The organism is Mesorhizobium sp. M0701, assembly GCF_040320365.1.
GTDB lineage: Bacteria > Pseudomonadota > Alphaproteobacteria > Rhizobiales > Rhizobiaceae > Mesorhizobium.
In genome coordinates, this window is the sequence record NZ_JAMYPO010000014.1 from 103260 (window position 1) to 127315 (window position 24056).

General features: G+C 61.3%; 27 protein-coding genes. 8 read left to right on the forward strand and 19 right to left on the reverse strand.

The features are described 5' to 3' along the window. Positions 1-97: 97 nt before the first annotated feature. Positions 98-1036: an ornithine cyclodeaminase family protein gene (locus NKI24_RS16175; protein ID WP_352450654.1), complete on the reverse strand. Its 939-nt coding sequence runs from the start codon at positions 1034-1036 to the stop codon at positions 98-100. A gap of 56 nt (positions 1037-1092) precedes the next feature. Here NKI24_RS16175 and NKI24_RS16180 point away from each other — a divergent pair, with 56 nt between their 5' ends. From NKI24_RS16180 to fghA, 5 genes are all read left to right on the forward strand, one after another. Beyond that, positions 1093-2130, forward strand: coding sequence for a GNAT family N-acetyltransferase (locus tag NKI24_RS16180; protein WP_352450655.1), 1038 nt, complete (start codon positions 1093-1095; stop codon positions 2128-2130). Between the two features lie 30 nt (positions 2131-2160). Beyond that, positions 2161-3318 (forward strand): alanine racemase, encoded by a 1158-nt coding sequence (locus NKI24_RS16185; RefSeq protein WP_352746609.1) that lies wholly within the window; start codon positions 2161-2163, stop codon positions 3316-3318. Positions 3319-3373: 55 nt separating this feature from the next. Next, a complete protein-coding gene (locus NKI24_RS16190) occupies positions 3374-4648 on the forward strand; it encodes an NAD(P)/FAD-dependent oxidoreductase (RefSeq protein WP_352450657.1) in 1275 nt (424 codons plus the stop codon). Then, positions 4645-6099, forward strand: coding sequence for an aldehyde dehydrogenase family protein (locus NKI24_RS16195; RefSeq protein ID WP_352746612.1), 1455 nt, complete (start codon positions 4645-4647; stop codon positions 6097-6099). The genes NKI24_RS16190 and NKI24_RS16195 overlap by 4 nt, the downstream gene beginning before the upstream one ends. A gap of 459 nt (positions 6100-6558) precedes the next feature. Continuing rightward, positions 6559-7410: an S-formylglutathione hydrolase gene (fghA, locus tag NKI24_RS16200; protein ID WP_352746615.1), complete on the forward strand. Its 852-nt coding sequence runs from the start codon at positions 6559-6561 to the stop codon at positions 7408-7410. A gap of 20 nt (positions 7411-7430) precedes the next feature. Here the strand turns inward: fghA and pqqE are convergent, their stop codons facing one another. From pqqE to NKI24_RS16240, 8 genes are all read right to left on the reverse strand, one after another. Continuing rightward, a complete protein-coding gene (pqqE, locus tag NKI24_RS16205; protein ID WP_352746618.1) occupies positions 7431-8552 on the reverse strand; it encodes a pyrroloquinoline quinone biosynthesis protein PqqE in 1122 nt (373 codons plus the stop codon). Continuing rightward, positions 8549-8845 carry a pyrroloquinoline quinone biosynthesis peptide chaperone PqqD gene (pqqD, locus tag NKI24_RS16210; protein WP_352450661.1) on the reverse strand — a complete coding sequence of 99 codons (297 nt, stop codon included), beginning with the start codon at positions 8843-8845 and terminating at the stop codon, positions 8549-8551. Before pqqD ends, pqqE begins: the two co-directional genes overlap by 4 nt. Continuing rightward, entirely contained in the window at positions 8842-9600 is a 759-nt protein-coding gene (pqqC, locus tag NKI24_RS16215) for a pyrroloquinoline-quinone synthase PqqC (RefSeq protein ID WP_352746620.1), read from the reverse strand. Before pqqC ends, pqqD begins: the two co-directional genes overlap by 4 nt. After that, complete coding sequence (pqqB, locus tag NKI24_RS16220) at positions 9597-10535, reverse strand: pyrroloquinoline quinone biosynthesis protein PqqB (protein WP_352746623.1); 939 nt, start codon at positions 10533-10535, stop codon at positions 9597-9599. The genes pqqC and pqqB overlap by 4 nt, the downstream gene beginning before the upstream one ends. Positions 10536-10688: 153 nt before the next feature. Continuing rightward, entirely contained in the window at positions 10689-10784 is a 96-nt protein-coding gene (locus tag NKI24_RS16225; protein ID WP_101918690.1) for a pyrroloquinoline quinone precursor peptide PqqA, read from the reverse strand. Positions 10785-10998: 214 nt separating this feature from the next. Next, positions 10999-11862: a substrate-binding domain-containing protein gene (locus NKI24_RS16230; protein ID WP_352450664.1), complete on the reverse strand. Its 864-nt coding sequence runs from the start codon at positions 11860-11862 to the stop codon at positions 10999-11001. A 1-nt stretch (position 11863) separates the two neighbouring features. Further along, complete coding sequence (locus NKI24_RS16235; RefSeq protein WP_023678824.1) at positions 11864-12388, reverse strand: c-type cytochrome, methanol metabolism-related; 525 nt, start codon at positions 12386-12388, stop codon at positions 11864-11866. 152 nt (positions 12389-12540) lie between these two features. After that, the gene (locus NKI24_RS16240; protein ID WP_502894471.1) at positions 12541-14316 is read right to left on the reverse strand and encodes a methanol/ethanol family PQQ-dependent dehydrogenase; all 1776 of its coding nucleotides are present in this window, start codon (positions 14314-14316) and stop codon (positions 12541-12543) included. 195 nt (positions 14317-14511) lie between these two features. On the opposite strand from NKI24_RS16240, the gene NKI24_RS16245 reads away from it, so the two are divergent. Both NKI24_RS16245 and NKI24_RS16250 read left to right on the forward strand, forming a co-directional pair. After that, on the forward strand, positions 14512-14766 hold the full coding sequence (locus NKI24_RS16245) for a hypothetical protein (RefSeq protein WP_352450665.1): 255 nt from the start codon (positions 14512-14514) through the stop codon (positions 14764-14766). A gap of 346 nt (positions 14767-15112) precedes the next feature. Beyond that, on the forward strand, positions 15113-15466 hold the full coding sequence (locus tag NKI24_RS16250; RefSeq protein ID WP_023678826.1) for a hypothetical protein: 354 nt from the start codon (positions 15113-15115) through the stop codon (positions 15464-15466). Between the two features lie 104 nt (positions 15467-15570). Here NKI24_RS16250 and NKI24_RS16255 read toward each other — a convergent pair whose 3' ends face one another. The 4 genes from NKI24_RS16255 to NKI24_RS16270 are packed head-to-tail and all read right to left on the reverse strand — an operon-like array spanning position 15571 to position 18313. Then, the gene (locus tag NKI24_RS16255; RefSeq protein WP_352450692.1) at positions 15571-16311 is read right to left on the reverse strand and encodes an ABC transporter ATP-binding protein; all 741 of its coding nucleotides are present in this window, start codon (positions 16309-16311) and stop codon (positions 15571-15573) included. Further along, positions 16280-17077: an ABC transporter permease gene (locus tag NKI24_RS16260; RefSeq protein ID WP_352450666.1), complete on the reverse strand. Its 798-nt coding sequence runs from the start codon at positions 17075-17077 to the stop codon at positions 16280-16282. The genes NKI24_RS16255 and NKI24_RS16260 overlap by 32 nt, the downstream gene beginning before the upstream one ends. After that, a complete protein-coding gene (locus NKI24_RS16265) occupies positions 17074-18060 on the reverse strand; it encodes an ABC transporter substrate-binding protein (protein ID WP_352450667.1) in 987 nt (328 codons plus the stop codon). The genes NKI24_RS16260 and NKI24_RS16265 overlap by 4 nt, the downstream gene beginning before the upstream one ends. Before the next feature lie 43 nt (positions 18061-18103). Then, positions 18104-18313, reverse strand: a complete 210-nt coding sequence (locus NKI24_RS16270) for a hypothetical protein (RefSeq protein WP_352450668.1) — start codon at positions 18311-18313, stop codon at positions 18104-18106. 364 nt (positions 18314-18677) lie between these two features. Here NKI24_RS16270 and NKI24_RS16275 point away from each other — a divergent pair, with 364 nt between their 5' ends. Continuing rightward, positions 18678-19058 carry a c-type cytochrome gene (locus NKI24_RS16275; protein WP_352450669.1) on the forward strand — a complete coding sequence of 127 codons (381 nt, stop codon included), beginning with the start codon at positions 18678-18680 and terminating at the stop codon, positions 19056-19058. A gap of 59 nt (positions 19059-19117) precedes the next feature. Here NKI24_RS16275 and gph read toward each other — a convergent pair whose 3' ends face one another. The 6 genes from gph to NKI24_RS16305 form a co-directional block, all read right to left on the reverse strand. Beyond that, complete coding sequence (gene gph, locus NKI24_RS16280; RefSeq protein ID WP_352450670.1) at positions 19118-19819, reverse strand: phosphoglycolate phosphatase; 702 nt, start codon at positions 19817-19819, stop codon at positions 19118-19120. Next, positions 19816-20373 carry a thioredoxin family protein gene (locus NKI24_RS16285; RefSeq protein ID WP_352746635.1) on the reverse strand — a complete coding sequence of 186 codons (558 nt, stop codon included), beginning with the start codon at positions 20371-20373 and terminating at the stop codon, positions 19816-19818. The genes gph and NKI24_RS16285 overlap by 4 nt, the downstream gene beginning before the upstream one ends. A gap of 40 nt (positions 20374-20413) precedes the next feature. Then, positions 20414-21100, reverse strand: coding sequence for a ribulose-phosphate 3-epimerase (rpe, locus tag NKI24_RS16290; protein ID WP_352744706.1), 687 nt, complete (start codon positions 21098-21100; stop codon positions 20414-20416). 62 nt (positions 21101-21162) lie between these two features. Beyond that, a complete protein-coding gene (gene cbbX, locus NKI24_RS16295; RefSeq protein WP_023678834.1) occupies positions 21163-22101 on the reverse strand; it encodes a CbbX protein in 939 nt (312 codons plus the stop codon). Positions 22102-22108: 7 nt separating this feature from the next. Continuing rightward, the gene (locus NKI24_RS16300; protein WP_023678835.1) at positions 22109-22543 is read right to left on the reverse strand and encodes a ribulose bisphosphate carboxylase small subunit; all 435 of its coding nucleotides are present in this window, start codon (positions 22541-22543) and stop codon (positions 22109-22111) included. An 18-nt stretch (positions 22544-22561) separates the two neighbouring features. Next, positions 22562-24055 carry a ribulose-bisphosphate carboxylase large subunit gene (locus NKI24_RS16305; protein ID WP_376705236.1) on the reverse strand — a complete coding sequence of 498 codons (1494 nt, stop codon included), beginning with the start codon at positions 24053-24055 and terminating at the stop codon, positions 22562-22564. Between the last annotated feature and the right edge of the window lies 1 nt (position 24056).

A 24056-nucleotide genomic window follows, 5' to 3' on the forward strand; every position in this document is an offset into this window, starting at 1 on the left:
GCGCCCGCCGCTGACACGACTGCAGGATCGCGCGAGGTCACCTTGTTGCCGGAGAGTGTCGAAAAATCCGTCGGGACTGGGCCTGGTGCGAAACTGATCAGCGGTGGGACGCCTTTGCGCGGATCAGCGCGTCGGCCATGTAGAGGTCCTGCAGGGAGATGCCGGAACTGTCGAAGACCGTGATCTCATTGTCGAAGCGGCGGCCGAGCGCACGCCTTTCAATAACGTCGCCGATTGGTGTTACCGCGAGCACGCCGGCGTCGATTTCGTCGCGCACGTATTGGAACTCGCCGATCTGGACGGACTGGGAAAGCAGATCACAAAACAGACGTGCCTTCGGAAATAATTCGCTCGGCAATTCGCGTTTACCCGGAGCATCCGACCCGATGCTGACGATATGGGTTCCGGGTCCCACCCAAGCGGCATCGAACAGCGGTTCGCGTGCGGGTGTCGCCGTCACCACGATGTCGGCCGTGCGCACGGCTTCTTCCGGCAAGGCAGCGCGCGCCTTCAGTCCCCTTTCGCCGATCTGATCGACAAAAGCGTCGCGCCGCGGCGAAGGCCGGGCCACGACCAGCACGGTTTCGATTGGGCGGATGCGTGCCAGCGCCATCACTTCGAAGCTCGCCTGGTTGCCGGCCCCGAAGATCGCCAGAACCTTGGCTTGCTTGCGCGCAAGAAGATCGGCCGCAACCGCGTCGGCGGCGGCCGTCCTGTAGGCGTTGACCTTCCCGGCCTCGACTACGGCGCCGAGCCGACCTGTATGCTGATCGAGCAGCACGATGGTCGAGTTGTGGCGGGGAAGGCCACGTGTCGGGTTGCCCGACCAGAAGGAGCCAATTTTCACGCCGGTCAGCTCGCCCGACGAACCGGATTTGATTGAGAAGGTATTGGTCACCTCCTGTGTGCGCCCGAGAACGGCCGGAAAGACCCAGCTCTGCCGCGATGCTGCCGCCACGAGAGCCTCGCGCGCCGCCTCGAAAGCAAGTTCATGCGTGACGAGGTCGGCTGTCTCCTCTTCGCTGATGTAGATCATCCAAAATTCCTCCTGGGCATCGGCGATCGCGGGCAACCACGAAGCGGCGATTCAAGGTGCCAGGTATTCCTCGCCCGATTTGCACGATTTGGCATGCCGAGGAACTGCATAAAACGAATAATACCGCTGATTTGCAGGGGCAAAACAGCAGCGAAATCTGTCCGCCGGGCGCGACTCTAAGATCCGACTTCAATCCGATTCTGGATCAACTGACAGCGTTGCACCTTATGGCTTTTGAGCATGACAGAGATGTCGTCAGCGCCCCGATCGAGCTGATGAAATTGGAAACCCGCCATTTGCCGGGCGCACTGAAGCTGTCGCAGGAGATCGCCTGGCCCTACCGTCAGGAGGATTGGGAATTTGCCCTGATGGTCGGCAATGGCCTGGTCCTTGAGCGGGCAGGACAGGTGATTGGCACGGCCATGTCCTGGTATTACGGACAGTCCTATGCCTCGGCCGGGATGATCATAGTTACTGGGTCCGCGCAAGGCGGTGGCAACGGCGCCCGGCTCTTTGATGGATTGCTTGAGGCGACACACGGTCGCAACCTGCTGCTCAACTCAACCGAGGAGGGGCTGGCGCTCTACAAGCGACGCGGCTTCACTGCCTGGGGCACGGTGCTTCAGCACCAGGGCTCGCTGGCTGTCGCCGTGACGCGGAGTACCCGCGACGACATCCGTCAAGCGACAGCCTCTGACCTCGCGGCAATCCAGGCCTTCGACGAACGGGCCACGGGCATGCCCCGGCTGCCGATGGTGGCTGCGCTCGCCGATGTGGGCAACGCATTGGTCATTGAGCGCAGGGGACGGATTGCAGGCTACGCTGTCGCGAGGAGGTTTGGCCGCGGCTATGTCGTCGGCCCTTGTGCAGCCGAGAGCGACCACGACGCGCGGCTTCTGATCCTGGCCCAGCTTTCGAAGCTTCACAATCAATTCGTTCGCATCGACGTCTATGCCGAGGATGGATTGGGCGACTGGCTTGCGAGCCTTGGCCTGCAGCGGTCCGGCACTGCGACCGCCATGGTCAAAGGACAACGACCCGTCGCCGAGGGGCCAGCCCATATGTATGCGTTGGCAAACCAGTCGTTCACTTAGGAAACCAGCTATGAATAGATGGCGGCAAGCATGGCGGTGAGCGAGACGGCTAGGACGATCGACGCCTTGGTCACCCCGACGCTGCTTCTCGACCGTGGCCGGCTCGAGCACAACATCAAGGCTCTGGCTGAGCGCGCCAGGAAGCTTGGCGTGGTGCTGCGCCCGCATATGAAGACGGCCAAGAGCATCGATGTCGCCCGATACGCGTTCCATCGCGAACGCGGTCCGATCACGGTCTCGACCATCGCCGAGGCGGAGTATTTCGCGGGCCATGGCTTTCGAGACATGACCTACGCGGTCGGCATCTCGCCGGCCTCGGCCAAGCGGGCCATGGAGCTTTGTCGCCGCACCGGCGCTGATGTGAAGCTGTTGCTCGATTCGGTCGGGCAGGCCGATGCCCTGGCCAGCGTCCGCGAAGCCACCGGTATGACCCCATCTGTTTTCATCGAACTGGACTGCGATGACCATCGCGGTGGCTTGAGGCCAGACGACCCGAAGTTGCTCGACGTGGCCGGCAGTGTCGTCGCGGCCAGTGCCAAACTCGTCGGCGTTCTCGCCCATGCAGGCGAATCCTATGGCTTGAACACGCCCGATGCGCTGGTCAAGGCAGGCGAGAACGAGCGTTCAGCCACGGTGCGCGCCGCTGAAATCCTGCGCGCCCATGGCCATGCCTGCCCGATCGTCAGCGTCGGCTCAACGCCGACAGCGCATTTCGCCAGCAATCTTGAGGGGGTCACGGAGCTGCGCGCCGGGGTCTACATGTTCTTCGACCTGGTCCAGCACGGCGTTGGGGTGTGCGAACTCGACGACATCGCGATTTCCGTATTGGCCACGGTGATCGGGTCCAAGCCGGAAAAGGGATGGGTGCTGGTTGACGCTGGATGGATGGCGCTTTCGCGCGACCGGGGAACCGCAAACCAGCAGATCGACCAGGGTTACGGCGTGGTCTGCGACGAAAAGGGGCGGGTGCTTGAAGATGTGATCGTGGCCCAGGCCAGCCAGGAACACGGTATTCTCGCCATTCGTGCCGGCTCTGGAAAGTCCATGCCCGAGTTGCCGCTCGGGACTCGGGTCCGCATTCTGCCCAACCATGCGTGTGCGATGGCCGCCCAGCATGATTTCTACAGCGTTGTCAACGGGGACAGCCCCAAGATTGAAGCGCGTTGGGAGCGGATGCGCGGCTGGTAGGCGCGCGACTACGCTCGGATGTCGCCCCACTCAATCAACACTGGTGGTCAAGAAAATGAAGTTTACCTCTTACTGGCTGGATACGTCTCAGCCGTTCAATGAAGGGTCGTCCAGACCGCTCGAAGGCCACTACGACGTGGCGATTGTGGGCGGCGGCTTGACCGGCTCCTCCGCCGCGCTGGCCCTTGCCAAAAAGGGCGCCCGGGTTGCCATGTTGGAGGCCGAAACGATCGGCAATGCCGCGTCCGGCCGCAATGGCGGCATGTGCAACAACGGCTTTGCCCAGAACTATGCAATCATGGCTGGCAAGCACGGCAAGCCGGCCGCAAATGCGCTCTACAAGGCTTTTGACACCGGCGTCGATATGGTCGAGCGGCTGGTGCAGGAAGAGAAGATCGACTGCAGCTTCTCCCGCGTCGGCAAGCTCAAGCTTGCCGCCAAGCCCGAGCACTACGACGTGCTGGCGCGCAGCCAGGAACTACTGGCTGCCAATGTCGATCCCGACACCAGGATGATTGCGCGTGAGGACCTGCGAACCGAAGTCGGCACCAACCGCTACCATGGCGGGCTGCTCTTTCCCAAGAGCGCGGGCATGCATGTCGGCCGGTTCGTCCGGGGCCTCGCGACCGCCGCTGCCCGGCGTGGCGCAGAGGTCCATGAACGCTCGCCCGTCATGGCGATGCGCAAGGTTTCAGGCGTGCATGAGGTAACGACGCCAAAGGGCAAGATCGTCGCGCGGCAGGTCCTGTTGGCAAGCGGCATTTCCCAGGTTGGCCCGCTCGGCTGGATCCGCCGGCGCATGATCCCGGTCGGCGCATTTCTGATCGTGACCGAGCCGCTGTCGCCCGACCACCTTAGGCGTCTCATGCCGACTGGGCGCATGGTCGTCGACACGCGCAATCTCGTTGTCTACTGGCGGCTCACGCCGGACAATCGCCTTCTGTTCGGCGGGAGGGCGCGCTTTGCCGTGTCCAACCCTCAATCCGACGAAAAAAGCGGCCGGATACTCAAGGCGGCGATGGTCGAGGTCTTTCCGGAACTGGCCGGCACCAGCATCGACTACTGCTGGGGCGGCATGGTCGATATGACCCGCGATCGCCTGCCGCGCGCCGGAGAGCGCGATGGCATCTATTACTCGATGGGCTATAGCGGACACGGGACCCAGATGTCGACGTTGATGGGCACCATCATGGCCGACGTCATGGACGGGCGCCCCGAGCTCAATCCCTGGAAGGATTTCGACTGGCCAGCGATCCCCGGTTATTTCGGGCGCCCCTGGTTCCTGCCGATTCTTGGCGCCTATTACCGCATGAAGGACCTTGTAGGGTGATGACGCCCCTCGAACACCTGGCCCGCAACGGCCACCTGGACAAGTTCTTCATCGACGGTCAATGGGTTGAGCCGAGGGGCACCGCGACGGGCGTCGTCGTCAATCCCGCCACAGAAGAGGTTGTGAGCCGGTTTCCGCTTGGAAATGGCGAGGACGTTGACGCGGCCGTTGCAGCGGCTCGCAGGGCATTCGCCTCCTGGAGTCGGACCACGCCAGAAGACCGCGCGGGTCTGCTCGATCGCCTGCAAGCGCTGCTCGAGGCGCGCGGCGAACTGCTGGCTCAATGCCTGAGCCTCGAAATGGGCGCGGCGATCGGCTATGCGCGCAGCGCCCAGGTGCCGCTGGCGATCACGCATGTTAAGGTCGCTCGCGATGTGCTGACAGACTTTCGCTTCGTCAAGCAACGGGGGCAAACCGCCGTCACCCACGAACCGATCGGTGTCTGCGCCTTGATCACTCCGTGGAACTGGCCACTTTACCAGATCACCGCCAAGGTTTCGCCGGCGCTCGCTGCAGGCTGCACGATCGTGCTGAAGCCGAGTGAGCTTTCTCCCTTGGACGCCCTGCTGTTCGCCGAGGCAATCGAGGAAGCCGGCTTCTCTGCCGGGGTTTTCAACCTCCTGCAAGGTGATGGTCCAGGCGTGGGTATGGGTCTCGCTTCCCATCCGGATGTCGACATGATCTCCATTACCGGGTCCACCCGCGCGGGCATTGCGGTGGCCCAGGCAGCGGCGACGACGGTCAAGCGTGTCGCGCAGGAGCTCGGCGGCAAGTCGCCGAACGTGATCCTGCCGGACGCAGATCTCGATCGCGCCGTTTCTCTGGGCGTAGCCGCCGCCTTCCGCAATCTCGGCCAATCATGCAGCGCCCCGACGCGCATGATCGTGCCACGCGCGCTGCTCTCCGAGATCGAGGCAATCGCCAAAAGGGCCGCAGCCCAGATCGTCATTGGCGATCCGCTTTGCGAAGCCACAACTCATGGTGCAATCGCAAACCGTGCCCAATTCGACCGCATCCAAACCATGATCGGCGTCGGCATTTCTGAGGGCGCCAGGCTCCTCACCGGCGGACCGGGCCGTGCGCACGATCTGAACGTCGGGTTCTATGTGAGGCCGACCATCTTTTCCGACGTGCGCACGACCATGCGCATTGCCCAGGAAGAGGTCTTCGGGCCAGTTCTCTGCATCATCCCCTACGACACAATCGAGGAGGCCGTCACCATCGCCAACGACACGGTCTACGGTCTGGGGGCCCATGTGCAGGGCCAGGATGTGGACGCCGTCAGGGACGTGGCCTCGCGGATCCGCTCCGGTCAGGTGCATCTCAACTACCCGGCCTGGGATCCGCACGCCCCGTTTGGCGGTTTCAAGCAGTCCGGAAACGGACGCGAATATGGGATCGAGGGCATGTTGGAGTATCTCGAGGTAAAATCCATACTCGGCTATTTCTAGGCCCTGGGCCTGTCCGTGGCTTTCGACGGTCGGGAATAGCCGTCGGCTCACAAGTTCTTGCTCGGTACCCTGGCGCGCTTGCTGCGAGCCCACGCGATGACGCGTGCGTGCTCGTCCGCCATAGCCGCGTCGAAGCGGCTGTCGCCATTGAAAGCCAGGGCAAGTGCATTTGCGCAGAGTTCGGCGTCCCGGAAGCATCGCCGATGCCTGCGCAGTGACTGCGTCCTTGTTATAGCCAGCATCGTCAACAATCGCCCAGCCTGGCCCGTATGGCTTGCTGGGCAACGCTGCGCCACCGAGTGGCCTCTCGCGCCTTGCTGCGCCAAGAAGGTCGGCGAAGGCAGGCCATCCCGGCTCCGATCAAGAGCCCCGCGCGCCAGCCGGCCCACCAAGGTTGCCGCGATCACCCTTGATGTCGTAGAGCCTACGGTCGGCGGTTAAATTGGTGGAGAAGAATATATGCCAGAGCACCCGAAACTCGTCTCGACTGCCAAGTCGCATGGCGGCGCCCAGCATGTTTACTCTCATCTTTCGACGAGCTGCTCGTGCGAAATGACGTTTGCCATTTTCGTGCCTCCGCAGGCACGGGAAAGCCGTTGCCCCGTGGTGTGGTACCTCTCCGGGCTCAGCTGCACCCATGCGAATGTAATGGAAAAAGGCGAATACAGACGTATTGCCGCCGAACTTGGCTTGATCGTTGTCTGTCCCGACACCAGCCCGCGTGGTGCCGACATTCCGGATGAAAAGGACAATTGGCAGTTCGGCAGCGGCGCCGGTTTCTACCTCGACGCGACGCAAGAGCCGTATGCCAAGAACTATCGCATGTATTCCTATATCGTCGAGGAGCTGCCAGCCGTGATCGGGCGCGAATTTCCCGCCGATATGGCGCGCCAGTCGATCTTCGGCCATTCGATGGGCGGGCATGGCGCGCTGACGATCGCACTGAACAATCCCGCGCGTTTCAGAAGTTGCTCGGCCTTTGCGCCGATCGTGCAGCCAAGCACAGCCGGCTGGTCGAAGCCGGCTTTCGAAAAATATCTCGGCCTGGATGAGGCGTCGTGGCGGCGCTACGATGCCACTTCGCTCATCGAGGATGGACACCGTTTCCCGGAATTCCTGGTCGATCAGGGAACGTCAGACGGTTTCCTCCAGGAGGGCCTCAGGCCTTGGCTGCTCGAAGACGCCTGCTCCAAGGCAGGCATTCCGTTGAAATTGCGCATGCAGGACGAATACGATCACTCCTATCTTTTCATTTCGACATTCATGCATGACCATATGACGTGGCATGCCGAACGGCTTTCACGAGGGTAGGCTGTAGGAATAGTCGGCAGTCAGGCGGGCTCGGTGACGACGCCGATGCGCCGGTAGACGAATGGTTCGTCGTTCGAAGGAACCGTCGCAGCGCGCTGGGCCTCGTCGATCAGCATTGCCATGCGCGCATGGATCGGCGATTTCGCGCAAGCCGGGTCCGTCGCGGCGGCATCGCCGGCGATTGCGATCGCCTGGCAGCGACAGCCGCCCCAGTCGATCTCGCGCCGCTCACAGTTGCGGCAGGGCTCCTGCATCCAGTCCGTGCCTCGAAAGGCATTAAATGCCGGGGAATCGGTCCAGATCGCGGCCAGGCTGCGTGATCCAAAACGCTCGAAGCCGAGCGACGGTATGGTCTGGGCGGCATGGCATGGCAGAACGGTGCCGTCTGGCGTCACCATGAAGGCGTCGCGCGCCCAGCCGCCCATGCACGGCTTGGGATAGATGGCGAAATAATCCGGCGTGACGAAATCTATGTTCATGATGCCGGTGAGCCGTTCGCGCGCCGCCGCGACGATCTCCGCCTGGCGGTCGACGGCAGCACGCTCGGGCATCAGTTGATCGCGATTGGTCAGCGCCCAGCCGGCGTACTGTACGTTGGCGATCTCGAGACGCTCCGCACCCAGCGAAAGGGCCAGATCGATGAATTCCGGTACCTCCTCGATATTGTGGCGATGGATCGGCGCGTTGATGGTAAGCGGCAAGCCGGCCGCGCGAGTGCGGCGTGCCGTTTCCAGCTTCTTTTCGTGGCTGCCCCTATGATTGCCGATGCGCTCGGTGGTCGCCGGCCGTGCGCCTTGAAAGCTCAGTTGCAGATGGTCGAGCCCGGCTTCGGCAAATGCCTCGATGCGGCCATCCGCAATGCCGACACCGGCGGTGATCAGGTTGGTGTAGACGCCGCGCGCCGAAAGCCCGGCGATCAATTGCTCGAGATCGCGACGCAGCGTCGGTTCACCGCCGGACAGATGCACCTGGAGAACGCCAAGGTCGGCCGCCTGCGAGAACAAGTCGAGCCAGCTCTGCGTGTCGAGTTCGCAATTAGCCTTCAGCAATTCGAGCGGATTGGAGCAATAGGGGCATTGCAGCGGGCAGCGATGCGTCAGTTCCGCAAGCATGCCGATCGGGGGGAGAGGGGGCTCGCTCATAGCTTCACCAGCAGCTTGTCAGACCATTCCTGCAGGAAGGCGATGACATCGGCTGCCACAGCCTCCTGTTCGGCATCATAATCTGCGGCAAGGCCGGCAATGATGTGGCCGACCGTGGACCGCCCATCGCAGCGGCGCAATATGTCGAGGCTGATGTCGTTTGGCCAGAACACCTTTTCGGGCGACAGCACGGCGAACGCCTGGCGCACGGGGTCATACTGTATGCGCACGTGCTTCGGCAGCGATGGAACCGACTGCAGCGACACTATGGCTCTTTCGCGCAGTGCCATCATTGGGTTGCCTCCGGGCGGAAGGCGCCGGGCGGGACATTGCCCGGCTCGCCATAGGCGTGTTGAAGCGCGTCGAGCATGGCCCAGAGTATATCGCATTTAAACACCAGTGCATCGATCACCTGCTGCTGGCGTTCTGCCGTGTCGGCACGTTCGAGCACATAGGCGAGGGCGAAGTCGGCGTCGCGCGAGGCCTGTTCGGGCCGTCGGGTGAAATAGGCCAGCGTGTCCTCGGTGATATAATCGTATCTGGCCAGCATCGCGGGTACCCGCTCGCCGATGATGAGCGGCGAGAACATCTCGGTCAGCGACGACGCGACCGCCTCCAGCAGGGTCCGGTTCGTGCAAAAGGAGAGGTAAGCGCCAACCGCAAAACGTGTCGCCGGCAGGGCCAGCCTCTCGCTCTTCACCGCGTCGGCATCGAGACCGAGCGAGGTCGCCAGGTGCAACCAGCGCGCAATACCGCCGCTCCAGCCGTCCTCGCCGTCATGATCCTCGATGCGTTTGCGCCAGGCGGCGCGAAACGCCGGATCCTCGGCATGAGCGAGGATCATGGCATCCTTGCGCGGAATGACCGCCTGATAGCAATAGCGATTCAGCGCCCAGGCCTGCATCTCGGTCCTCGACAGCGCACCGCTGGTCATCCTGTGATGGAAAGGATGGTGATTGTGATAGCGCTCGGCACCGACCTGCCGCAGCACGGCTTCGAGCTCTCTGGAGGACAGGCCGTTGCTGGCTGCGTCGTGGAAATCACTCAAAGTTCCATCTCCATCCCGTCGCAGGCCACTTCCCAGCCAGCCGCTTTGACTGCTGCATGCTCGGCAGAATTCTCGTCCAGAACAGGATTGGTGTTGTTGATGTGGACGAAGACACGGCGGCCGATCCTCACATCGGCCAAGCCGGCGATCGACCCTGCGTCTCCCGACATTGCCAGATGCCCCATGCGCGCACCGGTCTTTTGGCCGACGCCGGCAGCAATCATCTCGTCGTCGGCGAAGACCGTGCCGTCGAACAGAAGGCATGCGGCATCGGCTAGACGCGTGCGCAGGGTCGCATCGATGCGGGCGCAGCCGGGGATGTAGAAGACGGAGCCGCGACTGCCGGCACCGGCGATACGGACGCCGATCGTGTCGCCGGCATCGGAGCTGAAATTGGCATCCGGCTGGCCTCTTTCTTCGAGATAGAGGGCTATCTTCCCGGGCACGGGAAAGCTCTCGACAGCCACCCCGGTGTCGTGGCCGTCTGCGTCGCAGATCGACAGTTCTTGCGCCGGCGGCAAGATGCGTCGCGGCACGAGCGCCGGATCGAGGACATTGAAAATCGAATTCGCCTTCAGCGTCGCCAGAACCTGTGTCGTTGCATAGATAGCGAAAGGCTGCCGCTCACGCAGGCTGAGCAGGCCGGCCACATGATCGACATCGGCATTGGTCAGCACCACCGCGCGAATAGGTGTCGAGCGCAGCGGCGCATCGTGCGCGGGCTGCAATTCAGGCGTTGCCGCGATCTGCTGGCGAATGTCGGGCGAGGCGTTGAACAGAACCCAGCCAAGCCCATCCGCCGACGCGGCGACACTCGATTGGGTTCGTGAATGCACACCAGCTACCCCGGAGCGAGCCGCACGGCTCAGACGATAATTGCAGTTCCATTGCGGAAAGCCGCCGCCGGCCGCCGATCCGATGATTTTCAAGCGCATGAAAACGCCCGCCCCGCGGCTTCTCTGACCAACAGCCAATTTGCAGCCGCAAAAAACGGCCCGCCCACTTTGCGCGCCTCAAACTCTTTCACGAAAATCCCATACGGCAAGGGGATGCGTGCCCCTGTTGCCAGGGACACGCACCTCTGCGGCCTACTTCTTGGGAGTAATTTCAGCAGGCAGATAGCGCGAAATTTCAAAGCCCGCAGCAACCTGACACATGGTCGGTTTAGTCCAGCTCTTCTTCATAACATTTCTCCTCTTCTACCAGCCCGAAGGGGCCGATCCGGTGGTTAGCCAACCATTGCAGGGCACCGAAGCAATGGCTCGTCCATCACGTTCTCAAAATGGACAAATGAACGCAAGGTTTTGAAAGACCGAAAAACAAAACTATCGAAAGTAGCTGTAGTCTTCTCTTCAATTGTTCATCGCGTAGGTTTTTCCTCCTCCTGACCCATCCCGACTATTGCGTAATCGGATTGTCGTGCTCGTCGATCAGCGGCACATTGTAACCCAGCAGAAGCTTGGTGATCTCCGCCTGGTTTTCCCTGATCACCCGGTTGAGCGTCCGTTTCCATTCCTGGTCGGACGGACGTACGCCCATGGTGATGCGATAAGACATGCGCGAGCCGGTTTTTTCCTTCAGCAGCGGAACAATGGTGACGTCGGCTCCGAGTTCCCTGGCATAGTAACCCGCCATCGGCCCCCACAGGACCGCCGCGTCGATCTTGCCGGCGAGCATGTCCTTGATCATGACCTCCCCCATGGAAGGGGTGACGCGCGTATCCACCGCCAGCGGGTAGATCTTGGCGGTCCGCAGAAGCTTGTTGGCGGCCATGTTGGCGGTTGGCGGCGTGCTTTCGACGACGCCGATTCTCTTGCCGGAAAGTTTCGGGTCTTCGATCGTCTCGATGCCTTCCATGCCGTTGCCTTTGGGGTATACGAGCACATAGGCGGAGCGGTAGTAGGCGTTGGTGTTCTGCACCAGTTCATCGCCTTGGGCGTAGCCCATGATGATGTCGCATCGATTGGCCCCCAGCGTGTTGCGCACAAAGCCGGTGACAGTGGGAAACCACGTGTAAGCGACTGATTTCCGACCCGTCTTCTTGGCAACCAGTTCAGCCAGCTTGTTTTCGAAGCCTTGGCCGTTCTTGTCGGTAAAGGGCATGTTCGAGGGATCGGCGCAGACGCGCAGAATGTCGGGATCGACCAGTTCGCCTGCAGCGCCAAGCCCGGCATTTTGCGCCAGAACATTCGACGGCAGCAAGGCGAGCGCGCCGAGGATCGGCAGAACGACGCGCAGCTTCGATGCAGTGCAGCCGGTCATATCATCCACCCATGCAGGATGCTTCGGCATCCTTGGCTGCCTGAGCCTTGTTTTCGTGCTTGGGCGGCCTGCCGCGGGGTGCCGCGCCATCGGCGCGCGCGCGCAGATAGACGTAGAGATCGTCAAGGTAACAATAGACGTTCTTGTTGTCGCCAAAGGCAGGCATGACGTTTTCCTTGCCGCCGCCGACATTCTTGCGGCCCTCGGCGACGATCGACAGGAACGTGGCGTAATCCATGTTCTTCAGGCTATTAGCTAGGGCAGGCGCATAGCTCGAACCTGTGGCGTCCTGTCCGTGACAGACATGGCAATCTGAGTGATACCGGCGGTACCCGCTGAAGGTGTACCAATCGACGGTTCCGTTTTCGATCTTGTAGGTCGGATTTCCGTCCGCATCTAAATATTTGCCTCCTTCTTGCTTCACCGCCTTGGCTTTCTCCATGCTGTCTTCGGCCCGTACCAGACTTGAGCTGGCCAGAGGCAGCAGGACCAGGGCGAGAGCGGAAACTGCAATGCGAACGATCATTCAGACTCTTCCTTCATTTGCCAGGGACACTGGCTGCCGTCGTGCTCGGCATTAATCGGTGTTGGGTGGGCGCGCAATCGAGAGCCCGGTTCCCGGCTTCGGGTGACCCGGGCTCTCGTTTTCGAACCTAGTCGTAAGGCTCTTCCCGGTTATCAGTCCGGGAGGCCGAAGACGGTGAGCTGGCCGCCCAGCGTCGTATAGTCGGCAAGTGCCGCGTAACCGCCGACGGCACCCAGACCAGCGGTTCCAACGACCGCGGTCTCGTCGCCCTGCGCACGGCCCTGATCGACGGCGCCATGCCAGGCAGCGGCGTTATCGGGCGAAAGCAGCCCCCCTGCCAGACCGATACCCGCCCATCCACCGACGCCGGACAGAACGGCGACGTACTGCTTGCCGTCATGCTCATAGGTCGTGATGTTGCCGATGATGCCGGACGGGGTCTTGAACTTGTAAAGTTCCTTGCCGTCCTTATCGACCGCCTTGATGTAGCCTTCGAGGGTACCGTAGAAGACGACGTCGCCATCTGTCGCCAATGCGCCCGACCACACCGAGAACTGCTCGGGCTTCGACCAGACGATCTCACCCTTGGCTGCATCCCAGGCAATGAAGTTGCCCATGTTGCCGTCACCGCCGGGCGCCGCATACATCGACACGGTGGCGCCCACATAGGGCTGACCGGCGGTGTAGCTCACTTTGTAAGGCTCATAGTCCATGCAGACATGGTTGGTCGGCACGTAGAACAACCCGGTCTTCGGCGAGTAGGCAGCCGGCTGCTGGTCCTTGGTTCCAAGCGCGGCCGGGCAGATACCGGTCGAGTTGGTGTCTTCGCCGTTCTGCTGGGTCGAATACTTGGCGACGACCTGCGGGCGGCCATACTGGTCGCTCTTGGGATCCATGTTGACTTCCGTCGCCCAGTTCACTGCCGGATCGTATTTCTTGGCGACGAGAAGTTCGCCGGTGGCTCGATCCATTGTGTAGGCAAAGCCGTTGCGGTCGAAATGCACCAGCACGTCGTGCTTGGCGCCGTTGACCTCCATGCCATCGACGAGAATCATCTCGTTGATGCCGTCATAGTCCCACTCATCATGCGGGGTCATTTGGTAGAGCCATTTGGCAACACCGGTATCCGCATCGCGAGCCATGATTGTCATGGACCAGCGATTGTCGCCTGGGCGCTGGACCGGGTTCCACGTCGAGGGATTGCCGGTGCCGTAATAGACCAGGTTCAGCTTGGGATCATAGGAATACCATCCCCATGTCGTGCCGCCGCCCGTCTTCCACTGTTCGCCTTCCCAGGTGTTCGTGCCGGAATCTTTTCCGACAGGCTTGCCGAGATGGGTGGTCTTCTCGGGATCGAGAAGGGTGTCTGCATCAGGACCTTCCGAATAGGCTTTCCAGGCGAGCTTGCCGTCTTTCAGATTGTAGGCGGCCAGCCAGCCGCGAACACCGAATTCAGCACCGGAGACGCCCACGAGCACCTTGTCCTTGATGACTACGGGTGCCGACGTGCCGGATTCGCCCTTTCCGCCGTCGGTCTGGTCTCCGTTCTTGACAGACCAGACGACCTTGCCGGTCTTGGCATCGAGCGCGACGACGGTGGTGTCGGCCTGGTTGAGAATGATCTTGCCGTCGCCATAGGCAACACCGCGATTGACCGTGTCGCAGCACATGATCGGAATGACGTTCGTGTCCTGCTTGGGCTCGTATTTCCACAGGATCTTGCCGTCATTCTTGAGGTCCAGAGCATAGACGTTGTTTGGGAAAGGCGTGTGGACATACATCACGTCGCCGATGACCAGCGGCCCGCCTTCGTGACCGCGCAGCACGCCGGTGGAAAAGCTCCATTTGACCTGCAGGTTCTTCACATTGTCGGCAGTGATCTGGTTGAGTTTGGAATAGCGGGTGTTGGCGTAGTCACCCGTCTGCATCGCCCAGTTCTTCGCATCCGATGCGAGCTTTGCAAGGTCTTCATTGGCCGAAGCCGTATAGGCAGCGCCGAGCGATAAAAACGCCGCGGTCGTCAGAATGTAGGTAGTTTTCGCAAGTACACGCATCCAAAATCCTCCCGGGTTCGCAGTGAAGAATCGACCGTCAAGCCCCACAAGGGCTTGCCCAAGCAATTCATGTTGGGAAGTTATTTTCCGGCAGCTGTCACGACCTACCCCGAAGCAGAGGGCACCGTTACCGCCCGCCCCCCTTGGTCTTCGAAAGACTGCCGCCGCTCCCTGATGACGGTGGCGCTCTTGAAGCCGGAAACAGGAAAAAGCTATGTCATCGTAAAAGGCCAGGCAAGCAAAAACCTACAATGGGTCGCTGCGCTGCAATATCGATATGGTGCGATGCAATATTTAGAAACAAGTAAAATAAGAACCGTATGAAAAACTAATAAGAGGATGACCGCCAGCAGCGATATATATAGCAACCATATTGTTCCGGTATTCTCGAGGTGATACACATTTGACTTTATTTCGATATATTCTGCCGGGCACCTACGAGTAAGTATGCGTGCTTATCGCTGGTTGCCGATGGTGAGCGAAGCATGAAATGAACGTATGAAGGAGGGTGCGCAGCGGGTCATGAAGCGGGCTCTTGTCGGTCGATAGGGCATTCCTCCTTTGGTCCTATACGCAGGCCATGGGAGCTTGACTGGCTTTGCGGCACGTCGCCAATTGGAGCGATGATCCCGTCTGGATGCATGGTGTCCAGGCCAACTGGAGGTTCCTCATGATAAGGTCTGTTGGATCTCTCACCTTGCCGGTGGCCTTTGCGGCGACGCTGGCCTTTGCGAACTTGGCCAACGCCGCGGGAGACTACCCGACGGCAACGATTGCCGACTACGTGCTCGGCTGCATGCAAACAAATGGCCAGACACGTCAGGCGCTTGAAAGCTGTTCCTGCTCGATCGATGTTATCGCCTCGATCCTTCCTTACGATCACTATGAGAGGGCGGAGACCTTCAAAAGCATGTCGCTGACGACAGGGGAGGCGGCAGGGTTGTTTCGCGAAAGCGCGCCAGCGAAGGCGGCGCGCACGGAACTGAAACGCGCGCAGGCTGAAGCCGACGTACGTTGCTTTTAGTCAGGCGGAACAGGCACGCGTGGCCGTGCGCCTCACAGTCCCGCCGTTTCTATTGGCCATTGGCTGCGAAATACCTTGCCATCCGTATTCGAGCCGTAAGGCGATCAGGCCACACCCGGAAATTTTTGCTGGAATGACCGCAAAAGGTCGCTCATCACCTGTGGATTGCGATGTTGTCGCGGCAGGCTTACGTCGAACATGCCGAGCACGTGGGCTGGGCGCTGCTCAAGCACGATGATGCGGTCCGACAGCATCAGTGCCTCGCGCAGATTGTGCGTTACCATCAAGGCGGTCGTAGGCCGCGCTGACCAGACGGTCAAAAGCAATTGCCGAAGCCGCTCGGCGGTCTGTTCGTCGAGGGAGGCAAAGGGTTCGTCCAGGAAAAGTACCGCCGGTTCGGTGGCGAAGGCCCTGGCAAGCGCTGCCCTGCGCGCAAGGCCGAGCGAAAGCTCCGCCGGATAGAGCGAGCGCATGCCGGCGAGGCCGAGAGTGTCAAACAGCTCGTCGAGACTCTTCGCTCTTAGGCTTTTCGGCAGCGCCAGCCTGACATTCTGCTCCACCGTCCGCCATGGCAGCAAAGTCGGCTCCTGGAACACGGCGGCGATGCGGTTCGAGCCGCCTTGCGGCAGTTGGAAAGAGCCGGAAAAGTCTTTGTCCAGTCCAAGCAGGATGCGCAACGTCGTGGTCTTGCCGCAGCCCGACGGCCCAAACAGGCAAGCGAATTCGCCCGGCCGGACCTCGAAGGACAGACCCTGAAGCGCCGTGATCGACACGCCTTGCGCGGACCTGAAGGTCTTTTCAGCGATGTCGACCCTAAGCGGGACGGCCGCGCCAACGGGTTGCATGTCGTTCAACGGGCTGCACCAGGAGGAGTTCGATGACAAGCATCACCGCCACGAAAGCCAGCGTGTAGGCAAGAATGGCGGCGACGTCGAAGAGCTGGAAATAGAGATAGATCTGGAAGCCGACACCATTGGAGCGGCCGAGCAGTTCGACCACCAGGACGATCTTCCAGATGAGAGCGATGCCGGACCGCGAGGCCGCGGCAAAATAGGGCTGCAGTTGCGGCAGCAGGACATGGCGGATGCGCTCGAGTGGGCCGAAGCGGTAGACGGCGGCCATTTCGGCATAACGCGGATCAAATGCCCTGGCGCCTTCGCGCATCGTCACCACGACATTCGGGATCTTGTTCACGGCAACCGCGCCAATCGCCGCCGCCTCGTTGAGGCCGAACCAGATATAGGCGAGCACGATGACCACCAGCGCGGGAATGTTGAGAAACAGGACCACCCATGGACTGAAGAACCGGTCCGCACCGCGGTAGCTGCCGAGGATGACGCCGATGACCGAGCCGACAATCATTGCGACGACGTACGCCGCAGCAACCCGTCCGAGCGTCGCGCCAAGGTGATAAAAAAGGTCGCCGCTCGCCGCTTCCCTGAGCAGCACCTGCCAGACCTGCCCTGGTGAGGGGAAAGCGCGGCTTTGCCACAGATTGGCCGCGAGGCTCCACAGCAGGCAAAGTCCCAGCAGGGAAAGCGTTACCGTCAGCGCTGGCCTCAGCGCCGTCGCAAAGCCGGATCGACGCGACTTGCCTTCCGTTGCGGTCATTTCGCGAGTTCCGGCCAGAACGTGCCGGGCGCCATCTCGGGTGCCCTGCCAACCAGCTTCTCGCCGCCTATCGCGGCCAGCACGTGATAGAGTTTGCCCGCATCGGCCGCTTCTTCGGCGACCGGCCGTCTGGGGATGCCCTGGCGATAGCGGTCGCGCAGTTTTTCCAGCTCCTTGCCTTCTGCGCGAATGAGCGGCGCCAGGCGCAGCCATTCATCATCGGATCTGGCCAGCAAGTCCTTGGCCTGCTTGGATGCCTTCAAAAAGCCCCGGGCGGCATCCGGATTGTCGCTCGCCCATTGGTCGTGGAAGACGTAGCCGAGTGCCGACACGGGGCCCGAGGCACCAAGCGCTTTCGTCGCGTCATCCGCACCGATCAACCGACGAAAGCCATTGGCCTCGAGCCGGGCGCAGAAATGCCAGAAATTGAGCACGGCATCGAGTTCGCCTTGCATCGCCTTTTCAGAAATCAGCGGCGGCGCGCCAAAGACGACGTCACAGGCTGTCGGCAGGTCGAGGCCGTGATCGCGTCTGGCAAGCGCCTGGACCAGTAGCCAGCTCTTGTCGAGCGGGCCGCCGGCGACACCGATTTTCTTTTCCTTGAGGTCGGCGAGCGTCCGGATCGGCGATTCCTCCTTCACCATGATTGCCCCCACGGCGGTCGAATAAGGGGCCAATGTAAGGTCGCCGCCCTCGGAGCGCTGGCGCGAGACCCACAGCCAGTCGGTCACGATCATGTCGATCGCGCCGGCCAGCAGCGCAACGTTGGTCGCATCCTCCCCGGCGAAGTAGACAATTTCCAGATCGATCCTGTTGGCCTCGTCGAGCTTGTGGCGTTTCAACGTATCGAGTTCCCAACTCACGGTGCCGAACTTCAGGACACCAATTCGGACCTTAGCGGCCGCAAAGACGGCAACCGGCTTTGAGGCGAGGATGGCCCCCAGAGCCGCCAAGCGCAGCGTCGTGCGCCGCGAAATCATCATGGCGTCTCCTCTTTTAGGGTCGTGGACGAACCAGGAATGTCGATCAAATCGCTCGTTCCCTGCTCGGAAGGGCATATTTCCAGCGCACGACCTTGAGACTCGGATGTTCCTGAGACCATTTTGCGATCTCGGCGGGCGCCAGGAACATGCATTGGAACAGAGAGCCGCGGCTCTCGAAATAGAGATGTTCATCTCGGCAATTGCCCGGATTGGCGCTAAGGCACACCGTTAATATGAGATCGACCATGTCCATTTGGCACTTATCGTCGCCTGCGCGGCGAACTCTCCAGAGTTCGTGCTTTGGAGTTGCGCGGATTCCTGAAGGTGCCCAAACAGCAAACCGGTTGGAGTGAGGCTACGCGTTCGGCCAACAGGCGTCAATGATGTGGACCGCGTGTCGCTACACACCTCCCTTCGCGCAGTCGGGAAACGAAACAGGACCTTTGTACGATTGACTTCCTTCATCGGCAGTCTAGCTTTTCGAGGCGTGCAGGTGCTGCCAGTCCGGGGAGGAAGGACGAATAGTTCGCTCTCCCGCTTAAACACGAATGCCGGCGATCAAGGCATCGACACGCGTAAAGTGTCCCGGGCACTCACACGATCAATGAGGAAATGCCATGCGCGCAGTCGCATTTTTCGCCGCCGTGTCCGTCGCCACCTTTGTCACTACCCAGTCTCAGGCACAGGATGCCGCGGCGGGTGAGAAGGTCTTCGCCAAATGCAAGGTCTGCCACGTCGCAGACAAGGACCAGAACAAGGTCGGTCCGTCCTTGAACGGCGTTATCGGCCGAACGGCCGGGACGCATCCGGGGTTCAGCTATTCCAAGGCCATGACCGAGGCCGGCAAGTCCGGCGTCAAATGGGATGAGGCCACGCTGACGACCTACCTTCGCGATCCCAAGGCGATGGTCAAAGGAACCAAGATGGCGTTTGTCGGCCTCAAGAAAGACGAGGACATCGCCAACGTCATTGCTTATCTGAAACAATTCTCAAAATAACGCGGTACTGCCGGCCGTTGGACTGCGCTCGGCCGGCGTTGGCTGGGCTGCGCTTGGGGTCACGCAGCGTCTTGCAGCCTCTGCATCGCGGACGGCAGATCGAACAGGCTGTCGCAAACGAGGTCGGCGCCAAGCTCTTCAACGGGAATTTGGCTGTATCCGCCACGCAGCAGAATGACTGCCATGCCGGCGGCGCGGGCGGCGGCCACGTCGGCGCTGCTGTCTCCGACCATCAGCGTGTCACGAGGTTCGACCTGAAGCAGGTCGAGCGCCAGCAACAGCGCGTCTGGCGCCGGTTTCAAGTATGTCACCGCGTCTCCGCCGACGATCGCGCCGAGATATTCCGTCAGCCGAAAATGCAGCAGGATTTCGCGAGCCGCCAGTTGCGGCTTGTTGGTCACCACGGCCATGGCTATTCCGCTCAAATGCAAGTGCGTGAGAACCTCCCTGACGCCAGGCATCAGCCTCGTGCGGCCGGTCAGATGCCTGCGATAGATCGGCGCCATGACCCGGTTGGCCTCATCGAGCGCGATGCCGAGGAGCTGCGTGCCGGAAGCCGCGAAGGCTCGTTCGACCAGTTTCCTGATGCCGCCGCCGATCATGGCCTTGACCTGATCCAGCCGCAGCGGCGGCAGATCGCGTCCGGCCAGCAATTCGTTGACGGCGGCCGCTATATCAGGCGCCGAATCGACCAGTGTGCCGTCGAGATCGAACAGGATCGCCTTGGGCGAGCGAAACGGCCTGCCTGCGCCGACGTTCATGCAGCATCCTTCCACTTGATCGAACAGCCGATCGAAGCGATCTGGTCAAGCGGTCCGTCGCCGGTTCGGGCAACCTGCTTCATCGCCTCGAACAGGTCGCGCCTCAGCCCGGGCAAGTCGGCGTCGCGTCGCGACGCGTCCAGCCGGCCGCGATATTGCAGCGTCAACTCGCTGTTGAGCCCGAAGAAATCCGGGGTGCAAACGGCTCCGTAGGCGCGCGCCACCGTCTGGTGCTCGTCATGGAGATAGGGGAAAGTGAAGCCGTTCGTCCTGGCAAAGAGCTTCATGTTGTCGAAGGAATCATCTCGATAGGCGTCGCTATCGTTGGAGTTGATCGCGACAAAGCCGATGCCTTCGGCCTTGAGGTCATTGGCGTCGCGCACCATCCGTGAAATCACCGCCTTCACATAGGGGCAGTGATTGCAGATGAAGGCCACCACCAGCCCGTTCGGGCCGGCGTGGCTTAAGATCGAATGCGATGTGCCGTCGACGCCGGGCAAAACGGCGTCGATGGCTCGCCAGCCGAAGTCGCAGACAGGTGGGATTGCCGCCAAGTTTTCCTCCGATGAAATGTTTGCCCTCCGATGAAACGGTTTACGCCGCTTTCCGGATCGCCCCGTCGGCCGCCTGCCTGATGGTGCCGATATTGGCGCGATAGGCCGCCTCGGTGCCGCCCTTAAAGATGGCCGAGCCGGCGACCAGCACATTGGCACCGGCCGCGGTGACAAGCGGAGCGGTTTCGGGCGTGACGCCGCCGTCGATCTCTATGTCGATCGGACGATGGCCGACCAGCGCCTTGACCCGCCTGACCTTGTCGACGACCGCCGCAATGAAGGCCTGGCCACCGAAGCCCGGATTGACCGTCATCAGAAGCACCAGATCGAGCCGGTCAAGTACATATTCGATGACGCTTTCCGGCGTTGACGGGTTTAGCGACACGCCTGCCTTCTTGCCGAGATTTCTGATTGCCTGCAGCGATCGGTCGAGATGCGGTCCGGCCTCGGCATGCACCGTGAGGATGTCGCAGCCGGCATCGGCGAAGGCGCCGAGATAGGCGTCGGCCGGCGCGATCATCAGGTGGCAATCGAAGACCTTGTCCGTTCGATTACGGATCGCCTTGACCACCGGCGGACCGAAGGTGATGTTGGGCACGAAATGGCCATCCATCACATCGAGATGGATCCAATCGGCACCCGCCCGGACGACCGCTTCGACCTCGTCGCCGAGCCGCGAGAAGTCCGCGGAAAGCACCGAGGGCGCGATGATTGTTTTGGTATCCATGGTCGTCGGCTCCCATTCTGTCGTCCGTTTCCGGTCGCTGCACACCAACCGCCGTCATCTTGTCAGCGCGCCTTGGTCTCCGGTTCGCCTTCGAGCTTACCTTCCGCGAACACGCGGCTGCCGCGAATATCGGATTCCTCGATGGTGATAAGATCGATTTTCGTCAACGCCCGGTCGCGCGATGCGAAAAGCCGGCTGGCCTGGCGAAGCCGCGCCCGGTCGAGGCTATTGCGAACGGAGCGGGCGTTGGAGAAATGCGGCAGCCGCATGCGGATCGGGAGATACTCTTCGAGCGCCTTGGCCGCCGCTTCGCTGAGACGGTAATTCTGTTCCGCCAGCATGATCTCGGCGATTGATTTGAGTTCGCTGACGCCGTAGTCCGGAAAATCGAGGTGATGGGCGATGCGCGAGCGCATGCCGGGATTGCTGTCGAAGAAGCGGTCCATCTTGTCCTTGTAGCCGGCAAGAATCACAACCAGATCGTCACGGTTGTTTTCCATGCATTGCAGCAGGATTTCGATCGATTCCTGGCCGTAGTCGCGTTCGTTCTCGGGCTTGTAGAGATAGTAGGCCTCGTCGATGAAAAGCACCCCGCCCATGGCGCGCTTGATCACTTCGCGGGTTTTGGGCGCGGTGTGGCCCACATACTGGCCGACGAGATCGTCGCGCGTCACCGCGACCATGTGCCCTTCGCGGACATAGCCAAGACGATGCAGGATTTCGGCCATTCTGAGCGCGACGGTGGTCTTTCCGGTACCGGGATTTCCCGTAAAGTTCATGTGCAGCGTTGGTGCGCCAGAGATCAGCCCGAACTTGCGGCGAAGCCGGTCGACCAGGAGCAGCGCAGCGATCTCGCGGATGCGGTTCTTGATGGGCTTCAGGCCGACGAGTTCGCGGTCGAGCTTGTCCATCACCTCGTCGATGTTGGACGCCTCGAACTCGGCCTGTAGATCAACCGATTCGCCCTGCGCGGCAGCGCTCTTTGCTATCGCGTCCAGCATGGTTCGCCTAGCTCCGTTCGCCTTCGGGCCTGTCGGTCGCATAAGGCACGATCGAATAGCCCTGACTGCGGCCGTCACGCTCTTGGCGCAGCAGCCGGAACCCGGGTTCATTGGGTGGCCGGTTGACGATGAATGACATGCGCGGTGCTTCCCAGCCCTTGGTCGAATCGAAGGCGGTGACCCGGACATACATGTTGGGCATGGCTTTCCGGCAATTGTTGACTTCAAGCAGGATGCCCGCCGGGTCCCTCAGGTCGAACATCGGGTTGCCGTACATTTCCCAATAGGTGTTTCGCGGATGTGGATCGTCCGTGTACTCGACGCTGACCGCCCAGTGGTTTTTCAGTGCGTATTTGATCTGCGCCGAAATCTGCTCATCGGTTAGCTCGGGCAGGAACGAAAACTGTCCCTGCGTGACCTTGTTTCCGGGATTGGTCATCATGGCGACGGTTCCTTTCGTCTAGAAGCTCGGCGTTGCGGTTGGCACAAAGTCGGCCGTGTCGGTCGATTCGTAGTTGAAGGTGACGTCCTTCCACGTCTCCAGGGCCGCCTTGAGCGGCGTGCACCATCTGGCCGCCTGTTCGAGGATTTTGGTCCCTTCGCGCAGATAGTCGCGGCCCTCGTTGCGGGCGAGGATCATCGCCTCCAACGCGACGCGATTGGCCGTCGCGCCGGCCTGGATGCCGTCCGGATGGCCGATCGTGCCGCCGCCGAACTGCAGGATGACGTCCTCGCCGAGATAATGGATCAACTGGTGCATCTGGCCGGCATGGATGCCACCGGAGGCGACGGGCATCACCTTGTTGAGCGAGGCCCAGTCCTGATCGAAGAACAGCCCGGTTTCGAGGTTCTGCGGCGTGCGCTCCTCGCGCAGCGTGTCATAAAACCCCTTGATCATAAGCGGGTCGCCTTCCAGCTTGCCGACCACCGTGCCGGCATGGATGTGATCGACGCCGGCCATCCGCATCCATTTGCAGATGACGCGAAAATTCATGCCGTGGTTCTTCTGGCGCGAATAGGTCGAGTTGCCGGCCCGGTGCAGGTGCAGGATCATGTCGTTGCGGCGTGCCCACTTGGCCATCGACTGGATTGCCGTGTAACCAATGACGAGGTCGATCATGACAATGCAGGAGCCAAGCTGTTTTGCAAACTCGGCGCGCTCGTACATCTCCTCCATCGTGCCGGCGGTGACGTTGAGATAATGGCCCTTGACTTCGCCGGTGGCGGCCGACGCCTTGTTCACAGCCTCCATGCAGTAGAGGAAGCGGTCGCGCCAATGCATGAAGGGCTGTGAGTTGATGTTCTCGTCGTCCTTGACGAAGTCGAGGCCACCCTTCAGCGCCTCGTAGACGACGCGGCCGTAGTTGCGGCCGGACAGGCCAAGCTTCGGCTTCGTCGTCGCGCCGAGCAGCGGCCGGCCGAACTTGTCGAGCCGCTCGCGTTCCACCACGATGCCGGTCGCCGGGCCCTGGAAGGTCTTGAGGTAAGCCACCGGGATGCGCATGTCCTCGAGCCGCAAGGCCTTGACGGCCTTGAAGCCGAACACGTTGCCGATGATCGATGCAGTCAGGTTGGCGATGGAGCCGGGCTCGAACAGGTCGAGGTCGTAGGCGATATAGGCGAAGTATTGTTGCTCGATCCTGGTGCCTGGACCTGTGTTCGGCACCGGCTCGGATTTGAATGCCTTGGCGCGGTAGAGCTCGCAGGCGGTCAGCCTGTCGGTCCACACCACGGTCCATGTCGCGGTAGAGGATTCACCGGCGATGGCGGCGGCCGCCTCCTCGTGGTCGACGCCGGGCTGGGGCGTGATCCGAAACATCGCGATCAGGTCGGTCTCCTTGGGCCGGTAGTCCGGCTCCCAGTAGCCCATCTTCTTGTAGGGGATGACGCCCGACCTGTAGCGTTCCTTGCCTTCCTTGAGCGTGCCTGCTGAGGGCATGTCGATCTTGTTCATG